Origin of the sequence: Leptolyngbya sp. FACHB-541 (genome assembly GCF_014695875.1) — a bacterium.
Lineage (GTDB): Bacteria > Cyanobacteriota > Cyanobacteriia > Elainellales > Elainellaceae > JAAUTN01.
This window is the reverse complement of sequence record NZ_JACJPC010000070.1, coordinates 1-17,868: the sequence shown is the minus strand read 5'-3', so window position 1 is coordinate 17,868 and position 17,868 is coordinate 1. Positions and strand designations below refer to the sequence as shown.

Below are 17,868 nucleotides of genomic sequence, written 5' to 3'. Positions count from 1 at the left end.
CAAAAGAATGCAAACATACAAGGCAGAAACCAATGCAGAACTACTTTTCTCTTTTCCTGACGAACTTGAGTGGAGCGAACTTGATAGACAAGGTGTCAAACTACCTGTTCGAATGAAGTTTGTTGATCTCGTTATAGAAAGGGAAAAAGATGTACTACTTGTTGAGATTAAAGATCCATCGCATTCAAAATCTCCTCATAGTGAACGAAATAGTTACTTAAAGCGATTATTGGATAACTCTGTTTTGACGCAAGAATTGACACCCAAAGCTAGGGATTCATACGCCTTTTTGCATCTTATGGAGCAGGATAGTAAACCATTTAAGTATGTTGTCTTAATTGGGCTTGATGCATTCGATGCAAATCATCAGAAAGCAGTTCTCACTGGATTTAAAGATCGGTTATTGGCTGATATTCGCTGTGAAGCCTACGAAGCGTGGAAACGTAAACATATACAAGATTGCCTAGTATTGTCAGTTGATAGCTGGAACGCAATGTTTCCTGAATGGCCCATTAAAAGACTGACTGGAACCGCTGTCTCAGGAGGCATTTAGGCATTATGGACACCTCAAAACTCAAAAAATTCGCTCAGTTTGCCCGTCGTCGGCTGATGGAAGAGGTTGCAGCCAAGTTGAAATTGGTGCTAGATGCCGATAGCTTAGCTCGACGGGAGAATGGAGAAGCGGTACTAAAGCTGGAAGAACAGATTAAAGACTGTGGGCAAGCTTGGTTGGTTGAACGAGTAGCCTACACCTGGTTCAACCGTTTTTGTGCGCTGCGGTTTATGGATGTGAACCGCTACACTCGCATTGGAGTGGTGTCCCCGGCGGAAGGGCAGTTTCAGCCAGAGATTTTGGCGGAAGCGAAGATGGGGCACATTGATGAGGAGATGGTGCCGCAGCCGCTTCGAAAAAAGATTTTTGCGTTGTTGGATGGCTCTGCACCCAGCCCCGATGCCCAGACTGAGGCGTATCGTCTGCTTGTGGTTGCAGCATGTGATGGCTACTACAGGGCAATGCCTTATCTGTTTGAGCGGATTGATGACTACACTGAACTGCTGATGCCAGATGATTTGCTCTCCGGCAACTCCATACTGGCTTATACCCGTGAGGCGATGACTCCGGATGCTTGTGAGGATGTGGAGGTGCTGGGGTGGTTGTACCAGTTCTACATTTCCGAGAAAAAAGATGAGGTGTTTACCGATCTCAAGAAGAAGAAAAAAATCACTCCAGAGAATATTCCAGCAGCCACCCAACTCTTCACGCCCCATTGGATTGTGCGCTACCTGGTAGAAAACTCCTTAGGTCGCTTGTGGCTACTGAACCGTCCCAAATCACGGCTGATTGAGCAGATGGAATATTACATCCAGCCTGAGCAAGCAGAAACGGACTTCTTGCGGATTAACAAACCAGAGGAAATTAAGATTTGCGATCCAGCTTGTGGCTCTGGGCACATGTTGGTTTATGCGTTTGACCTGCTGTACGCCATTTATGAAGAGGAAGGCTACGAGCAGCCGGAAATACCTGAAAAGATTTTGACTTATAACCTGTATGGTATCGAGATTGATGAACGAGCCGGGACACTAGCAGCTTTTGCCCTAACGATGAAGGCAAGAGCTAAACAGCGTCGTTTCTTCCGTAAGCCAATTCAGCCAAATATTTGCATATTAGAAAGCATTCAGTTTGCAGATGGAGAACTGAAGGATTACATGGATTTTATTGGACGAAATCTATTTACGGTTCCGTTACTGGAAACTCTGCATCAATTTAGAGAAGCAGACAATTTGGGGTCTTTAATTCGTCCAGTTGTGGCAGATGTTAGAGATGTTTTGAGACTGTTGGAAGAGAAGGATATTGGGGGGCAGTTGTTGCTCTATCAAATTCATCAGAAGGTATTGAAGGTATTGCAGCAAGCTGATTACCTTAGCCCCAAATATCATATAGTAATTGCCAATCCGCCTTATATGGGTGGAAGTGGAATGAATGAACAACTTGGAGATTGGGCAAAAAAGAATTATCCTGATAGCAAAACTGACTTATTTGCCATGTTCATCGAGCGGAACCTAGACCTCTCTGTAAAGAAAGGTCTAGTAGCTATGATCACTATGCAAAGTTGGATGTTTTTGTCATCTTTCGAGAGGTTAAGACAAGCTTTACTTAACAATCAAGACATCCTGGCTCTTATTCAAATTGGCTATAATAGCTTCCCCGAACTAAACTCTAAAGTTGCTCAAGCTTGCGCCTTTGTATTAAATAACTACCCAAGTGAAGTATTAGGCAGCTATTTGAACCTAAATGATGCGCCACAAGCAGCTGACAAGGAAAAAGTTTTTTTGAGCAGCAAGAAAACCAAGATTTTCCGAGTTAGAAAGCAAGACTTCAGGAAAATTCCTGGCAGCCCGATCGCTTACTGGGTAAGTGAAAAGGTAAGAAAGATTTTTGAAGAATCAGATTCCCTTGGCTCAGTTGGATCACCAACTCATGGCATCGTGACAGGAGATAATGAGAGATTCTTGAAGAATTGGCATGAAGTTTCCCATCATAATATTTGCTTCACAGCTACTAACAGAGAAGAGTCAGTGAAATCTGGGGTTCGATGGTTTCCTGTAAGTAAGGGCGGTTCTTTTAGAAGATGGTTTGGAAACCAAGAGTTCGTTATTGACTGGTTTAACGATGGCTACGAGTTAAGAACTACAAAGCATCACACAGGAAGAATTAGAGCTACTAATTTTAATCTTGACAGGATATTTAAGCCTGGCATTACTTGGTCAACGATAACAAGCAGCTCGTTATCAATGCGATATTTACCAGAGGGAATGATATTTGAAAGTAAGGGATCTGTTTGTTTTTCAGATACAGAAGAACAACGCCTCTTTCTCTTAGCCCTCACAAATACACATGTCATTAATAAATTACTGCTTATAATGTCGCCTACATTGGATTATCATGAAGGTCCTCTTAGCCGCTTGCCGATTGTAACCTTACAGACTTCTCAACCGTCAGAAATTGCTCAAAAATGCCGAGGCTTATCAGAAGAAGATTGGAACTCGTACGAGACTTCTTGGGACTTTGCTAAGTTTCCCCTTCTAATTGTTAATCATTATCAAACCAAATTAATAGATGCTTACTCAGAATTGCGAAAGCACTGGTTAGAGATGACACAAATAATGAAACAGTTAGAAGAAGAAAACAACCGTATCTTCATTGATGCTTATGGACTACAAGATGAGCTGACACCTGAAGTTTCTCTTAACGAAATTACTCTTACCTGCAATCCCTACTACCGCTATGGAAGCGACAAAACAGAAGAGGAGTTAGAAGCCCTCTTGTTAGCCGACACTATGCGTGAGTTCATCTCCTACGCTGTTGGCTGCATGTTTGGTCGATTCTCTCTTAATAAACCCGGTCTTATCCTCGCCAACCAGGGCGAAACGATCGAAGACTACCTCCAGCAAATTCCTAACCCCACGTTTCCCGCTGATGCCGATAACGTCATTCCCATGCTTGATGGCGATTGGTTCCCTGACGACATCTCCGAGCGCTTCCGCAAGTTCCTGCGTGTCACCTTTGGAGAAGAGCACTACACGGAAAATCTCAAATTCCTTGAAAAAGCCATTGGCAAGGACATCCGAAGGTACTTCCTGCGCGACTTCTACAACGATCACATTCGCCGCTACAAAAAACGACCAATCTACTGGCTATTTTCCAGCCCCAAAGGCACCTTCAATGCCCTTATCTACATGCACCGCTACCGTCCAGACACCGTTAGTGTCGTGCTCAACGATTACCTGCGCGAGTTCCGCACTAAGCTAGTATCCCATAGGAGCCATCTAGAAGCGGTAAGCATTAGCACTGCCGCCTCTGCTGCAGAAAAGACCAAAGCCCTAAAGGAAATTGAGTCTCTAAGGAAGGCGATCGATGAGTTGGAGAGCTACGAGCGGGAAGTACTTTATCCTCTGGCAACGGAACGGGTAGAAATCAACCTGGACGATGGGGTTAGGATAAACTACGGCAAGTTTGGTGCAGCTCTGAAAAAAATACCGGGTCTTGAGGCAGTAGAAGATTAGCAATGGCTGGCGAATACGAAAAGGCAATCACCATTGAGAGAGCGGTTCAGCATGTGGTGAACCGTAAGTACCTGCTTCCTGCCATTCAGCGGAAATTCACCTGGAGCAGCTCGCAAATTTGTACCCTCTTTGACTCCATCATGCGGGGGTATCCCATCAACACCTTTATGTTCTGGGAAGTCAAAGACCCTGAAGTCAAAAAGAGCTTCCGCTTTTATCAGTTCTTAGAACGTTACTGTGAGCGATTTGAAGAAAATAATCCAGAATTCAGCACTACTGGGCATGGTGATTTTCATGCGGTGATTGATGGTCAGCAGCGCCTGACCTCGCTATACATTGGCTTGAAGGGCACCTACGCCTACAAACTATCCCGCAAGTGGTGGCCCAAAACGAAGGACGATAGTATTCTTCCCCCCCGCCGTCTCTATCTAAATCTAGCTAATCCGCTAGACGAAGAAGAAAACGAGGAGATGATGGGCTATGAATTCCGCTTTCTGACAGCTTCTCAATGGCAAGCCGACCAAACCAAGCCAGACAAATTCTGGTTTCTGGTTGGCGATATCCTGGACTGGTCGAACGCTGAAGCCGACGATGACATCCTCGATATCGTGATGGATTTTCTGGGAAAGGCAGGACAAACCGAAAACCGTTTTGCCCGCAAGACCTTGACTCGTCTCTACTTTGCGATCCGGCGAGATCAGGTCATCCACTACTACAACGCAACCAACCAAACCATCGATCATGTGCTGGATATCTTCATCCGCACCAACCACGGTGGCACCCCCTTGGCATTTTCTGACTTATTAATGTCGATCGCCATCGCTAATTGGCGGCACGACGCTCGGCAGCAGATTGATGACCTGGTAGATGCAGTGCGGTTCGGCGCAGATATGGAGTTCTCGATCAATCGAGATTTCGTGCTGAAGACAGCCTTGACGCTAACCGATGCCGATGTCCGGTTTAAAGTGAAGAATTTCACCAACGATCAGGTGGGCAAGGTCGAGCAGGAGTGGGAAAACATCAAAGCTTGCATCCTGGCAACTTTCCGCCTCATTCGCTCCTTTGGTCTCAATGATTCATCCTTACGCGCCAAAAATGCAGCGATTCCCATCGCTTACTATCTTTACAAGAAGCATCTCTGGACAGAAATTAATAAGCCTCTAGAGAAATACACCCCTGAACGTAAGGCTATCCGGCAGTGGCTGCATATGTCGCTCTTGAAGGGTGTGTTTGGGGGACAAGCCGATTCGGTCCTCACCAACCTCCGAAAAGTGATCAGAGACCACCTCACTGAGCCACTCTTTCCACTGGCTCACATCGTTGAAGAATACCGTGGGAAAAGTAAAGATCTGCGGTTCGACGACGACTTCATCGATCGCCTGCTCAAAACTCAGAAAGACGACCCTGCTTGCTTCTCAATTTTGGCTTTGATTCAGCCTGATCTGAACTACAACCTGGCTTTAGACAAAGACCATCTGCATCCTGGAATCGCGTTTTCCCCCAACCGACTAGATACGCATGAGTTTTTAACCGATAACGCAGACCTGAGAGCCTTTTACCAGAACCCAGATCACTGGAACAGCATCGTCAATCTACAACTACTAGACGCTTCCAGGAACCGTTCTAAGCTGGATGAACCATTAAAAGACTGGTTTGCGCGGCAGACGGGGCTAACTCTGGCACAGTTACACATTCCGGATGGAACCAGTTTGAACTTCGAGGACTTTCAAACGTTTTTCTGGGCGCGATCGCAGCATTTGAAACAGCTCTTCCAATCTCTTGGAGAGGTGGTTTAATGGAAAATCGGATTGCCCAAGCCTTAACCCGATTATTTGAGCGCCATCGTATTATTTTCTGGTACGACGCTAAACAAGAATTGCGAGCTGACTTTGAGGGTTTGCAATTAGCGGGTATTGAAAAGATCGAACTGACCAACAATGAGTTTGGGGTGAAGTACCGCATTCTGCGAGAGCAGCCGGCACAGAAGTTTTTGCTTTACCGGGAAGGACCTCAACCAGATGACTTGGACAATTGGCTGCTCGATGTCCAACTAGCCCATGGCGAATTCCGCACTGATCAAATAGGACTGTGGCTTTCTGAACTGGAATTGGGACTCGATTTTGCTGATGTGGTGCAGACTCACGCAGAATTTTATCGAGCTATTAAGCGTAAGGATGCTCTGAAGCGGTTGCTTAAACCTGATGATACGTCTGGCATGATTCGGCTAAAGATGCTAGCTGTGTGTGCAGGTTCAGAACCTCGGATTGATTCAGTGCTAGAGAACCTTTTAGCAGAGCTAGCCGACAAGCGGGATGAAAAAATTAAACTAATTCAGCGTTGCAGCCTGGATAAGTTTCTCTGGGAACAGATGAAGCGACACTATGGCTACGATTCCAAGGAACCTGGTATTCAAGACTTCTGCATCGAGCTATTCAAGTCCTGCTATGCCATGGGAACGGATGGACAGGTTCAACTGACCAGTGATGCGATCGTCTTTTTGAAGCGTTGGAAGGACAGCCGCCAATTTGAGGAGTCCTTTGAAACCCTTTCTGGGGAGTGTGCAGAGATCCTTGGGATTGAGCATGATTTAGGCAAGCGGGACTTTCGTGAACTGCTGGAGCTGGATTACTTCCGTTTAATTGATCAAAAGATCGTCAGCGATTTGGTACGTGCGGTAGCTTCAAGAACCGTCTCTAGTGGTGATGTGACTCTTTGGGCGCGCCAACGACGACAAGGACATTGGTATCGTGAGTTTCAGCATCTGTATGAAGCTGTAGATTACGCATCCCAATTTATCCATGCTCTCGATGAAGCGAACCTGACAATGAACTCTCTAACAGACGGCATTGAGCGCTATACCCGTTCTTGGTTTCGCATAGACCAGCTCTATCGCAAGTTTGTTTACCACGTCCGAGGCTCTGGGCAGGCTTCCTTGATGGCTACATTGAGCGACCAAATTGAGAAGCTTTATTCCAATAACTACTTACTAAAGGTGAACGATCGCTGGCAGTCCTTCGTTGATGTTGTAACGAAATGGGAAGCAGCGTCCATTCCTCTACAGAAAAACTTTTTCAAGCGTTGGGTGCAACCCTTTCTAGAGAAAGACAATAAAGTTTACGTCATTATCTCCGATGCTTTCCGGTATGAAATTGGTGATGAGTTATTAAGCCTCATTCGCCAGGAAGATCGGTATGATGCCACGCTAGAACCCGCCCTGTCTATGCTGCCCAGCTATACTCAACTAGGCATGGCGGCTTTACTGCCCAATACAGTATTAACCCTGGCAGACAATCAAACTGGAACTGTAGAAGTCGATGGGCAAAGCTCACAAGGCACTGCTAACCGCATCAAAATCCTTGACCGCTCCAATCCACAACGAGTAACGGCGATCAAGGCAGAAGAACTTATGGCGTTGAATCGAGAAGACTGCCGATCGCTCGTGCGTGATCATAATGTTGTTTATATCTACCACAATCGCATTGATTCCACTGGTAAGCCAGTTACAGAAGACCGGGTATTTGATGCAGTAGAAGAAACCCTTCAAGAGTTGATTCGATTGATTAAGAAGCTGACGGGAGCTAACGCTAGTAATCTACTAGTAACTTCTGATCATGGTTTTATCTATCAGAATCAAGCGATCGAGGAGAGCGACTTTGCCCAGGAAGAAGCAGAAGGTAATCAAATCCTGTTTCGAGATAGACGGTTTGTTCTTGGGAAAGGCTTGAAGGAAAAGACAAGCTTCCGTAAGTTCCAATCATCAGAACTGGGGTTGAGCGGTGATATAGAAGTCTTGATCCCTAAATCCATTAACCGATTGCGTCTTAGGGGTTCAAGTATACGGTTTGTTCACGGTGGGGCATCACTACAAGAAGTCGTGATTCCAGTTGTTCGTATTAATAAGAAGCGACAGAGCGATATTTCTACCGTAGAAGTTGAGATTATCAGAGGTTCAAATTCAGCAATCACTTCTGGGCAAGTGGCTGTTACCCTTTATCAAGCACAACCCGTAACTGACAAAGTGCAGTCGAGGAACCTGCGAGCTGGCATCTATACTCAGTCTGGAGATCTAATCTCTGATTCCCACGACCTAACGTTTGATTTAACTTCAGATAATTCAAGGGAACGGGAGCTGCAAGTTCGGTTTGTGCTAACCCGCAAGGCTGATGATGCTAACGGGCAAGAGGTCATTCTACGACTCGATGAAAAGCTAACAGGCACCTCACATTACAAAGAGTACAAATCACTTCGGTATATGATGCGACGGTCATTTACCAGTGATTTCGATTTTTAGGGACAGGTGAATCATGACTGACCTTGACCAAAAGATAAATACGTTTTTTCCGGGACTCGTTGTTCGGAAAGATCTTGTCAAGACTGTCAAGGGAAATGCGATCGTTCCATCCTATGTCCTGGAATACTTGCTAGGTCAGTATTGTGCGACCAATGACGAAGCCTCTATTCAAACGGGAATAGAAACTGTCAAGGAAATATTACTTAAGCACTATGTACATAGAAACGAGGCTGGACTTATACGCTCCAACATTAAGGAAAGAGGTCGCTACAAAGTTATTGATAAAATCAGCGTTGCCTTAAATGACAAAGCTGATGTCTACGAGGCTGAGTTCGCGAATCTTGGCATTAAGAAAGTGCTGGTTGATTCTGGCACAGTTAAAACTCATCCCAAATTATTGGTCAGCGGGGTCTGGTGTATTGCAGACATCGAATATGAGTTCACCGAAAATACAAATACCAGCCCCTGGATCCTTTCCACACTGAAACCCATCCAGTTATCCCACTTCGATTTTGAGGGTTATGTAGAGGCTCGTAAGCAGTTTACGACAGATGAGTGGATCGATCTGCTCATTCAAAGCATTGGCTTCAATCCAGATTTATTTGGCAAGCGGAGCAAGCTGATGCAGCTGATCCGTCTAATCCCTTTCTGTGAACGCAATTACAACCTGATTGAGCTTGGACCTAAGGGAACCGGTAAGTCCCATATTTACTCTGAGTTTTCACCTCACGGCATCCTGCTCTCTGGTGGTGAAGTCACTGTCCCTAAACTTTTTGTCAACAACGCTTCTGGGAAGGTTGGCTTGGTTGGCTACTGGGATGTCGTAGCCTTTGATGAGTTTGCTGGGAAGCAGAAGCGGGTCGATAAGTCCCTTGTGGACATCATGAAGAACTACATGGCAAACAAGTCTTTCTCGCGTGGTGTCGAAACGTTGGGTGCAGAAGCCTCAATGGTCTTTGTAGGGAACACACAACACAATGTTCCCTACATGCTTAAACATTCTGATCTGTTTGAAGAGTTGCCTAGTAAATTCTACGATTCTGCTTTCCTTGATCGCATTCACTTCTACATTCCTGGATGGGAAGTGGACATCATTCGAGGTGAAATGTTTTCAAGTGGCTATGGATTCGTAGTAGACTACCTCGCTGAGATCCTCCGGGCATTTAGGAGTCGTGATTATTCAGATCGCTACAAAGAGCAGTTCTCCTTATCTTCAGACATTTCTACTCGAGATAAGGATGGAATTAATAAAACCTTTTCCGGCTTGATGAAGATACTCTTTCCACATAATGAAGCTACCACACAGGAGGTTGAGGAACTCCTTAAGTTTGCAATTGAAGGACGGAAGCGGGTTAAAGATCAGCTGATGCGTATTGACTCAACCTACTCACCTGTCCAATTTATTTATTTTGATGGCTCAAACCACTCTAAATCGGTTACCACCTTAGAAGAAGAAGAGTATCCTCACTACTACCACAAGATTGTAGGCGAGGTGAGCATCGAGAACTCTGCGCTTGTTGATACCTCTTTACAGTCAACACCTGTTCCTCAGGAGGCTACTGCACTAACGAATGTTGACCTGAAGGAAAAACATCTCACTTTTCAGGAGAATCAACGGGGCGTTTCTTTTGACACTCTTTTTGCTCCCTACCTATCCGGAGCAAAAAGAATAATTGTTACTGATCCATACATACGTCTCTTTTATCAAGTGCGTAACTTTATGGAGTTCCTTGAAACAATTGTGAAATATAAGGATTTTGAGGAAGAAGTCTCTGTTCACCTAGTTACAGCAGAGGACGACTTCAAAAGTATTCAACAGCAGGAGTACTTTGAAAGAATTCAGGAGTCTTGCAACACGGTAGGCATAAATTTTACATGGACATTTGATAAAAGCGGAACAATACATGCTCGACACATCACAACTGATTGTGGGTGGAAAATTCTTTTAGACCGAGGTTTAGACATCTTCCAACACTACGATATGAACGATACTTTCGCTTTTGCTAATCGACTTCAACAATTCAGAGCATGTAAAGCTTTCGAGATAACCTTTGTTAAGGACCAAGTTTTGAGAGATTAGCTCCTGCTGACTTCCTGCTGACTTTAAGAATATCTACCTTTTTCTGGATGTGTTCTAATTGAGGTTTGCTAAGAAAGTCAAAATCGAAATCAACAAAGAATGACTGAGGACGATCGAAATTAAGCAGCTAAAGCGATCTGCGAAAGCTATGGAGTTGTTGCTAGAGCTATCTTGCTAATACTATAGCCCAGTACAGGAGGACAAAAATAAACCCCAGAACACCTGCTCTAGGTTCATCACTAAGAGGGTGATAGTGATAGCAGTTTTGGCTGCGTTGGAGAGTTTCACCATCCCTCAAGCCAAACTAAAGCGTCCCTTGGCTTTTCCAAATTTGCCTTCAATCTGGTTGTGTACGCTGGCATCAACCAACGTTTGTTAGCATTGCTCAGCGGAGAGTATCGGTCGTTGGACAACTCGGTGGTGGGACATTCAGGCGAATGCCTCGTTTACGACAATAGAACTGATGGTTGCGGATGCGGTTAAATTTGGTCGCTATGCACTTAATACCGGGTAGTGACCAGAATGCTCTTTGAAGCTTCAAGCTATTCTGATTACACTCGTAGAGAGGTGATTGAAGCTGTAAAGGTGCGTGCAAGTGTATTGTAAGAATGATAATCTGCAAAGAAAGGGTGTATTCGGATCAGCACGCACCTTATGTATTTATACTTGCGCTTTAACGTTTATGCCGCCCAGAAATATCAGATCAGCAAACAGTACTCTCTTGAAGAGCCTTGCTCAAGTTCAGAGTTTTGACGACCTTCCTAAAAAGGATAAAGGTACTTTTTTGGACAGGGTGTCAAAGGGTATTGTTGCCACATTTATGAACAAATTTGGTATGGAGGCAGGTAAGGACTATGTTGGTGGCTTGTCAGATAATGCTGAATGCGCCGACTTTATAACGATCAGTCGTAAGGCAGGAAATTTACTCAAATCTACTTTGAAACATAAGAAGAAGCAAAACAAAAAGACAAAGAAGAAAGCTAATTCGTCTGAGGAATTTATTCAGCTAGAATTACCTTTTGATGATGTTGCTTAGTTAGTGTAAAAATGCGAGGTACTGTTTGAACTACAAATATCCTCTTCCTGATGGCAGAATTGTTGAGTTTAAAACCTCGCCAGAGAGTAGGTATATTGCTGTCAGAACTGTTTCGGATGCCATTCGTGCATTGAATCCGTTATGGACAAACAATGGAAAGCCACCTGGGTACATATTCATTTTTCCAGTAAATGAGGTGGCAGGAGAAGCACAGGAGGTTCTAGAAACCTTTAAAAATGAAAATCAGGATGTAGAAATATTGTGGTTTGACTGTCACGCTTTTGAAAATATCTTAGATAGCATAGGATTAAATTCTGAAGAATCTATAATCAGTTTTGTCGAGGAAAATAAAGATGCAATGAATATCCTTGAAAGAGCCCGAAAACGCTCACAGAAGGAATAGATTATATGCCTCAGGTTCTTCACTTTTACAAATTTACAGGCTACTCTGATAGCCTTCTAAAGATTTCAGATTGGGAATCTATCTATAAATCAGTCAAAACTTTATTTGAAGCTCAAAGCCGATTCGATGCGCGTATTGAAGATGTAATATCTCAATGCTTTGAACCCATAGCTTTAAAGAGAGTTAGTGTAACTGAACAGGCTCTTACTGAGAAAGTCGAAAATTTTGATGATGTTATAAACTATATTTTTGATTGCAAAGTTTCCTCTTTCTTCATGGTAAATAGAAATATCTGGAATGCAATAGAGCAAATAATTTCCGCTAAAAAAGCAGAGTTCTCGCAAAGTGAAAAAGATATTTCAAGTTGTTTTAAGGTAGAGCGTGAATTTATAAGCGATTACTTTGAACTGGAAAGTTGTTTTGATAAACACATATTGTTTGTTGATGTATCATAGTACTCCCTATTCGCTCGCGTGTAGCTTAAGCAGATTACTATAGCAGTTGCTGCTACCTAACTCTTCTTGTAGTAGATATGCTCGCCTTTGGGCGCAGGGCTGATCCAGACATTGAGCGGAGCCACACTCCCAAAGTTGCGGATGGCTTGGATGAGTTGAAGGAGGCGATCGCGCTCTAATTCCAGATGAGGACTGACCATTCGATTCTGTCGATTAGGTGGTGAATCGACAGAATTATAGGAGACCTATGAGTTCTGTCGATAAATTAGTTTATCGACAGAACTGAGAACCTCTCTCAGCATTGCCCTCAACTACTCTCCTGCTTTAGGAGAACCTAATTTGGGGTAGATGACGATTCCTGCCATGTCAATAACGGCTCACCAGACTTCAGCCTCTTACCGGGATAAAGCCGATTACCGCTCTCCTCAATCAACTCCAGGTCTTTTAGCCGATGGATGAGATTCCGTTGTGAAACCCCAAGTTCCTCTTGAATGGCTTTCAGGTGGCTCCAGTTCAAGAGATTCCGTCCTTGACGAACTTCCTCAATCTTGAAGCGAGGCATGAGCAAACAGCTAGAGAAATACTGGGCTTGCCACTCGCGCCAATCTTCCTGGGTGCGCTGGGTATTCCGATAAATCACCTGCTCGTCCACAGTGCGGCACAGAAAGATTTGCCTGTCCATTGCCGGAGTCAGTGGCAGCTCACCCTGAGTCATCGTTCCATCGGCTTCACCCTGGTTGACATGCAGCACCCAGTGTCCCACCTCGTGCCCAACAGTTGATTGATAAAGTCCTTCATTCGTGTGCAGTGCCTGGAACTCCAAGTTCAACTCGATCTGTTTCTCGGTTGGGTAGATTTTGGCAGCAATAACGCCGTCACGTTCTGGGTCGAATGACATCCAATTAACCCCAAGGTCAAAGAAGTCAGCCGTCCGTTCAGCCAGGTTTGTCCACCTCTTTGGCATGTAGTCCTGAGCCTGCATCGCTGCAAGCACTTTATCCGCCTGCTGCTCGATTTGACATTTATTCAGTTGTCGATACGGCTTAATCACTCCCACCTAATTAGTCCTCCGACTGCTCTTCCTGTTGCGCCTCTTGCAAAATCCGCTGTGCGATTTCTGGATTATCCCGAATTGTTCTAAGCAAAACTGGCATTTGTTTTTGATGAGTCTTGGCGAGGTCTTGCACTACTTTTGCGTCTTCGGGAGTAATTCGCCCTGCCAGGTAGCTGAGTTCTTCAGCATCCAGTTCAAGGTGATGAGCCAGTGCCCGAATCACATCCTCCTTCGGTGGATAATCAGCGCGATCGTTCTCCAACTTGGATAGGTAAGTGTAATCAACCTCAACCAAACCAGCTAAGTCCCGTTGACTGAACCCCTTGCTCCGTCGAGCCTCTCGAAGCCGTTTACCAAAGGTTTGATCCACTACAACCTCCCTACTGACAGATTGATCATAGCGGGGGTTGACGACAGAAATCAACATGAATTATGTTATGGCAGAAGGTTGACGAGAAAAATCAACCCTAAGACCACTTTACCTAGCGTGCGCTTCATCTGAAGTGTCTGTATATAGAGTTTCACTGGTAATTTTGTACTAATTCTTCTTGAGATACTTAGTGTTAGTAGTCCTTCCTGTCGTGAGGAGATTGCCCCAATGCAGACTGTTTGGAGACCGTTCTTCAGTTACAACCTCTGGTCCCTGTTTGAGCCAGCAATCGGGCAGGAGCAGCGGCACTGCCCCATGAAGCGGGGCTTTCTGAAAGCTCGTGCCAAAGAACCAGAGATTGCACCCCTGATTCAGCAGGAAACGACTTATCAGGAAATTGGGCTGCTTGCACAACAGGGGATTTATGAGTTTCACCAGGACATGGGTCGGTTGACAAGTGACGATGGGGTGCGTCAGGTGGCGGTAATTCTCGATTTAGAGCACAGGAGTCAGGAGGTTCGCGATCGCGTCAATCAGGTCCTGGTCAACTATCGGGCGAACCCGGTACTGTTGGGCAAAAACATTCTTGAGTTGAGCCGGGGAGACGAAGGTTTTCCTGAACCCATCCTGCTGCGTTCGGGAAACCGCGAGTGTAATCTGTTTGCCGCAATCGACTGCATTGTCCTCGAACCAGACGGCACACTGTACATCATCGACTTTAAGACTGGAAAATCCCAGTTTGACCGCCGCCAAGCCTACGTCTACCTGCTGGCTGCCCAGCATCTCTACCCTAACCAGGAGGCGATCGCCTCTTTTTACAACCTGGAATCGCAAACCTGGTCAGATCCAATTCGGGCATCAGCCGTGCAATTGCAGGTATTGGAGATGGATCTGTTTCAATTTGCCCAACGACATCAAAACGACTTGCAGCGCTACAGGGGCAAATCAGCATCGTTTGAACAGATATTCCCGCCCCATCCCGGTTACCAGTGCCAAACTTGCCAATTTCAATCCGTTTGTCAATTTGCCGCTTAGTGGAGCATCCTAACTATGATTGCATTAGCTGCCCAGCCAGTTGTTCAGGATAAGAACTGCCTGAGCGAAATTTTTGTTCTGAGCCATACCGATCTGAACTTGATTAGTTTCCGATTGTCACCCCTGACAGATCGTGAAGATGGGTTGCGGCTGAGCTACCGCTTTTCACGGTACTTCCCAAACGTCATTGTGGTTTGGAAGGAGGGTCTTTTTTATGCCCTGGCGAAGCAGGGACAGACTCTACCAGCGGATGCAGAATGGACGGGGGCGCTGGAATACATCCACCGTGAGATTTGTGAACCTTCTGACCCAGAGTGGCGATTTCAGCGATCGCGGAATCCGCAGGTGACTCCAGATATTATTGCCGCCTTTGCAGAACAGATTTTGGATGTCAGCCAACCGTTTCGACCCAAGACTGTATATTCGGAGCAGAGCATTGAGGTCAAGCGGAGAGCAGACTTTGGGGCAGCGACGGTTGAAATCAACCAAATGATTTATCCGGCGATCGCACTATCTCCCCACAGCCGCATTACGTTTCAGGGGACGTTAGATGGCTTCTTGGCGAATCACCCCTACCGCCAGAACCCTGAGCGGTTGCTGGTTGGGTTGAAGGTTGAAACCCTGGACACCGATAGCACCGCGACTATCGAAGAGATTGTTGGAACGATCGCAGAGCATAAGAATGTTCTACTCACAAAAGCCAGTGGCGCTATCAGTCGTACAGCACTGGAAGAAGCTCCGGCAGATCAGCCAGTGGTGGCTGTGCGCTTTGGGCAAAACAGCAAACGCCTCTACCCCTATGCAATGGCGGCATTGCGACCCTGCGTCACCGCCGAAACCGCCAATCAGTTAGACGTTGATTTTGGAACTCTGCTGGAGCAAACCAAAATATCGTATGCAGATCGTCAGCAACTCCTGAGGGAATACAGCGCAGCCGCAAAGGAAGCACTGCGACCCTACGGCATTCAATTTCTCAAAGCGATTAACGGCAGAGGCAACGGGGACTTGTTCTGGTTACCAGAGCAGCCGATTGAGCAAACTCCAATTCAATTCGGAAACGCTGTGGCAGGACTCTACAGCGGCATCCTACGTGGACTGGCGAGTGGAGGAGTTTATCAGCGGCACCGGGACTATCAAAATGCTTCAGAAAGACCCGTTCGGCTCGCGGTACTAAACCTGCTCAAGCCCGAAGCGCAGGTGAATGGATTTATGCAGCAGGTGCGGCAGCAACTCGATCGCTATAAGTTTCCCAGCTTACAACTCAACTCCAGCACCGAAGCCATTTCAGTGGAGAACTGGAACAGTCCAGAGGGTCGAGCGACGCTGGAGGACAAACTGGATGAGTTGATGACAATCAAGCCGGACATCATGTTTGTCTTCCTGCCCCAAAGCGATCGCAGTTGTGACGATGACGAGAGCGGTAGCCTCTACCACCGGATTTACTCGAAGCTGCTGCGCCGCCAGATCGCTAGTCAGTTCATTTATGAAGAGACACTTCGGAAAGAAACTCGATACGTTTTGAATCAGGTGATGCTGGGAGTGCTGGCGAAATTAGGGAACATTCCTTTTGTTCTCGCAGAACCCTTGCAGGTTGCCGATGTCTTTATTGGGTTAGACGTGGCGCGTTCCAAGAAGCGGCGGTTGTCAGGCAGTATGAATGCTTGTGCCGGAGTCTGCTTGTACGGTAATCGAGGAGAATTTATTCGAGCAAAGTCGGAAGATGCCGCGATCGAGGGAGAAGAAATTCCGCAGCGGTTTCTGGAGGCGCTACTACCAGCCGGTGCATTGAGAGGAAAAACAGTTCTAATCTATCGAGATGGACGTTTCTGCGGCGAAGAGGTTACTCACCTATTGAACTGGGCAGCGGCGATCCAATCTCGGTTCATTCTGGTCGAGTGTCGTAAATCCGGTACGTCAAGGCTTTATAACCTCCCGCGATCGAACTCGGAGGGAGGGCGTAGCATTGCGGCTCCGACTCGCGGACTTGGGTTGAAACTCTCCAGCCATGAAGCCATTCTGGTCACGACCCAGGTCAGTGACAGAATCGGAGTTCCCCGTCCAATTCGCCTAACAGTTCGCCCTGAAGGGCATCCAGCATCAATCGAGCAAATTATGGATGCCACTTTGAAGCTGACCCTACTGCATCATGGTGCCCTGAAGCCACCCCGATTGCCGATGTTGCTGCACGGTGCTGATCGGTTAGCAGATTTACGCCTGAATGGAGTTTATGTACCTGAGTGCGATCGCCAATTTTGGCTCTAGCTCTCCAAAAGTAATTTTGTCGATGGCAATCTGAATCGACGGAAAAATCTTTGATGTTTTGTCCCGGTTAACTCCTCAACGATAAGTTTTTCTTAAGTTTGCTTGGTTTCAAGACTTGGGCTTACGAAAGAATCAGTGTTTGAGGGTGATAGATTAACTTATTGTCCTTTCCTAATGTAGAATGAGCTGAACACCCGTACTGCTTCAGCCGTGAAAATCAACCGCCACGATTAAGCTAAGATCCTCTCGCCACAGGAGATCGCTTGGTTGTTTGATGGCAAGGTGGGGTTGGTTTCAGATCTGAAGCTATTGCGGCTACTGGTTTGGATAGGGAGAGTGGCAGGAATGGAGGCGATCGCCTCCCTATCGTTGCTCTCTTATATAGAGGGGTTACCGACTGAGCGAGATCGAGCGTTGTTTGGCATCTGCCTCTACACGACTGCGCGGGTCAATGAGGCATGTTCGCTGCACACGGCTGATGTGTATGGGACAGATGGGCGGGTGCGCGATCGCATTACCTTTCGGCGGGCAACAACCAAAGGGAAACAGGAGACGCGATCTGTTCCAGTGTCGCCGGAGTTAAGGAAATTGCTGGAAGGGTATCGGATCGATCCGAGACAGATCAGCTTCGCTGCGCGTCCTTACCTCTTTCCAGGGCGCTGGGGGAGAGGACGCATTTGCCCGGAGTCTGCCGATGCTATTTTATACCAATTCTCCAAAGTAAGGCGACAGATGGTATAAAGCTTGTAGAGGGTTCAACGGTAGAATATGGCAGGAGTTTACAAGCTAGAGATTAAAGAGAGTGAGGAAGAGCTCA

General features: G+C 46.1%; 13 protein-coding genes. 11 read left to right on the top strand and 2 right to left on the bottom strand.

The window, feature by feature from the left end:
• Positions 1–7: 7 nt before the first annotated feature.
• From H6G00_RS15675 to H6G00_RS15640, 8 genes are all read left to right on the top strand, one after another.
• A complete protein-coding gene (locus tag H6G00_RS15675; RefSeq protein WP_190797465.1) occupies positions 8–553 on the top strand; it encodes a hypothetical protein in 546 nt (181 codons plus the stop codon).
• 5 nt (positions 554–558) lie between these two features.
• A complete protein-coding gene (pglX, locus tag H6G00_RS15670) occupies positions 559–4,065 on the top strand; it encodes a BREX-1 system adenine-specific DNA-methyltransferase PglX (protein ID WP_190797464.1) in 3,507 nt (1,168 codons plus the stop codon).
• Positions 4,066–4,067: 2 nt separating this feature from the next.
• Positions 4,068–5,861 (top strand): DUF262 domain-containing protein, encoded by a 1,794-nt coding sequence (locus tag H6G00_RS15665; protein ID WP_190797463.1) that lies wholly within the window; start codon positions 4,068–4,070, stop codon positions 5,859–5,861.
• Positions 5,861–8,356, top strand: coding sequence for a BREX-1 system phosphatase PglZ type A (pglZ, locus tag H6G00_RS15660; protein WP_190797462.1), 2,496 nt, complete (start codon positions 5,861–5,863; stop codon positions 8,354–8,356). The genes H6G00_RS15665 and pglZ overlap by 1 nt, the downstream gene beginning before the upstream one ends.
• A 13-nt stretch (positions 8,357–8,369) precedes the next feature.
• Positions 8,370–10,436, top strand: coding sequence for a BREX system Lon protease-like protein BrxL (gene brxL / locus H6G00_RS15655; RefSeq protein WP_190797461.1), 2,067 nt, complete (start codon positions 8,370–8,372; stop codon positions 10,434–10,436).
• A 721-nt stretch (positions 10,437–11,157) separates the two neighbouring features.
• Positions 11,158–11,472, top strand: a complete 315-nt coding sequence (locus H6G00_RS15650; RefSeq protein WP_190797460.1) for a hypothetical protein — start codon at positions 11,158–11,160, stop codon at positions 11,470–11,472.
• A gap of 25 nt (positions 11,473–11,497) precedes the next feature.
• On the top strand, positions 11,498–11,875 hold the full coding sequence (locus H6G00_RS15645) for a hypothetical protein (RefSeq protein WP_190797459.1): 378 nt from the start codon (positions 11,498–11,500) through the stop codon (positions 11,873–11,875).
• Between the two features lie 5 nt (positions 11,876–11,880).
• Positions 11,881–12,330: a hypothetical protein gene (locus H6G00_RS15640; RefSeq protein ID WP_190797458.1), complete on the top strand. Its 450-nt coding sequence runs from the start codon at positions 11,881–11,883 to the stop codon at positions 12,328–12,330.
• Between the two features lie 334 nt (positions 12,331–12,664).
• On the opposite strand, the gene H6G00_RS15635 is transcribed toward H6G00_RS15640, so the two are convergent.
• Positions 12,665–13,387: an ImmA/IrrE family metallo-endopeptidase gene (locus H6G00_RS15635; protein ID WP_190797457.1), complete on the bottom strand. Its 723-nt coding sequence runs from the start codon at positions 13,385–13,387 to the stop codon at positions 12,665–12,667.
• Between the two features lie 4 nt (positions 13,388–13,391).
• Positions 13,392–13,754, bottom strand: a complete 363-nt coding sequence (locus H6G00_RS15630; protein ID WP_190797456.1) for a helix-turn-helix domain-containing protein — start codon at positions 13,752–13,754, stop codon at positions 13,392–13,394.
• A 228-nt stretch (positions 13,755–13,982) separates the two neighbouring features.
• On the opposite strand from H6G00_RS15630, the gene H6G00_RS15625 reads away from it, so the two are divergent.
• The 3 genes from H6G00_RS15625 to H6G00_RS15615 all read left to right on the top strand — a co-directional run bounded on the left by H6G00_RS15625 (position 13,983) and on the right by H6G00_RS15615 (position 17,792).
• On the top strand, positions 13,983–14,789 hold the full coding sequence (locus H6G00_RS15625) for a PD-(D/E)XK nuclease family protein (RefSeq protein WP_190797455.1): 807 nt from the start codon (positions 13,983–13,985) through the stop codon (positions 14,787–14,789).
• Positions 14,790–14,804: 15 nt separating this feature from the next.
• Positions 14,805–17,051, top strand: a complete 2,247-nt coding sequence (locus H6G00_RS15620) for a Piwi domain-containing protein (RefSeq protein WP_190797454.1) — start codon at positions 14,805–14,807, stop codon at positions 17,049–17,051.
• A 267-nt stretch (positions 17,052–17,318) separates the two neighbouring features.
• A complete protein-coding gene (locus tag H6G00_RS15615) occupies positions 17,319–17,792 on the top strand; it encodes a tyrosine-type recombinase/integrase (RefSeq protein WP_242042294.1) in 474 nt (157 codons plus the stop codon).
• The last annotated feature ends 76 nt before the right edge of the window (positions 17,793–17,868 follow it).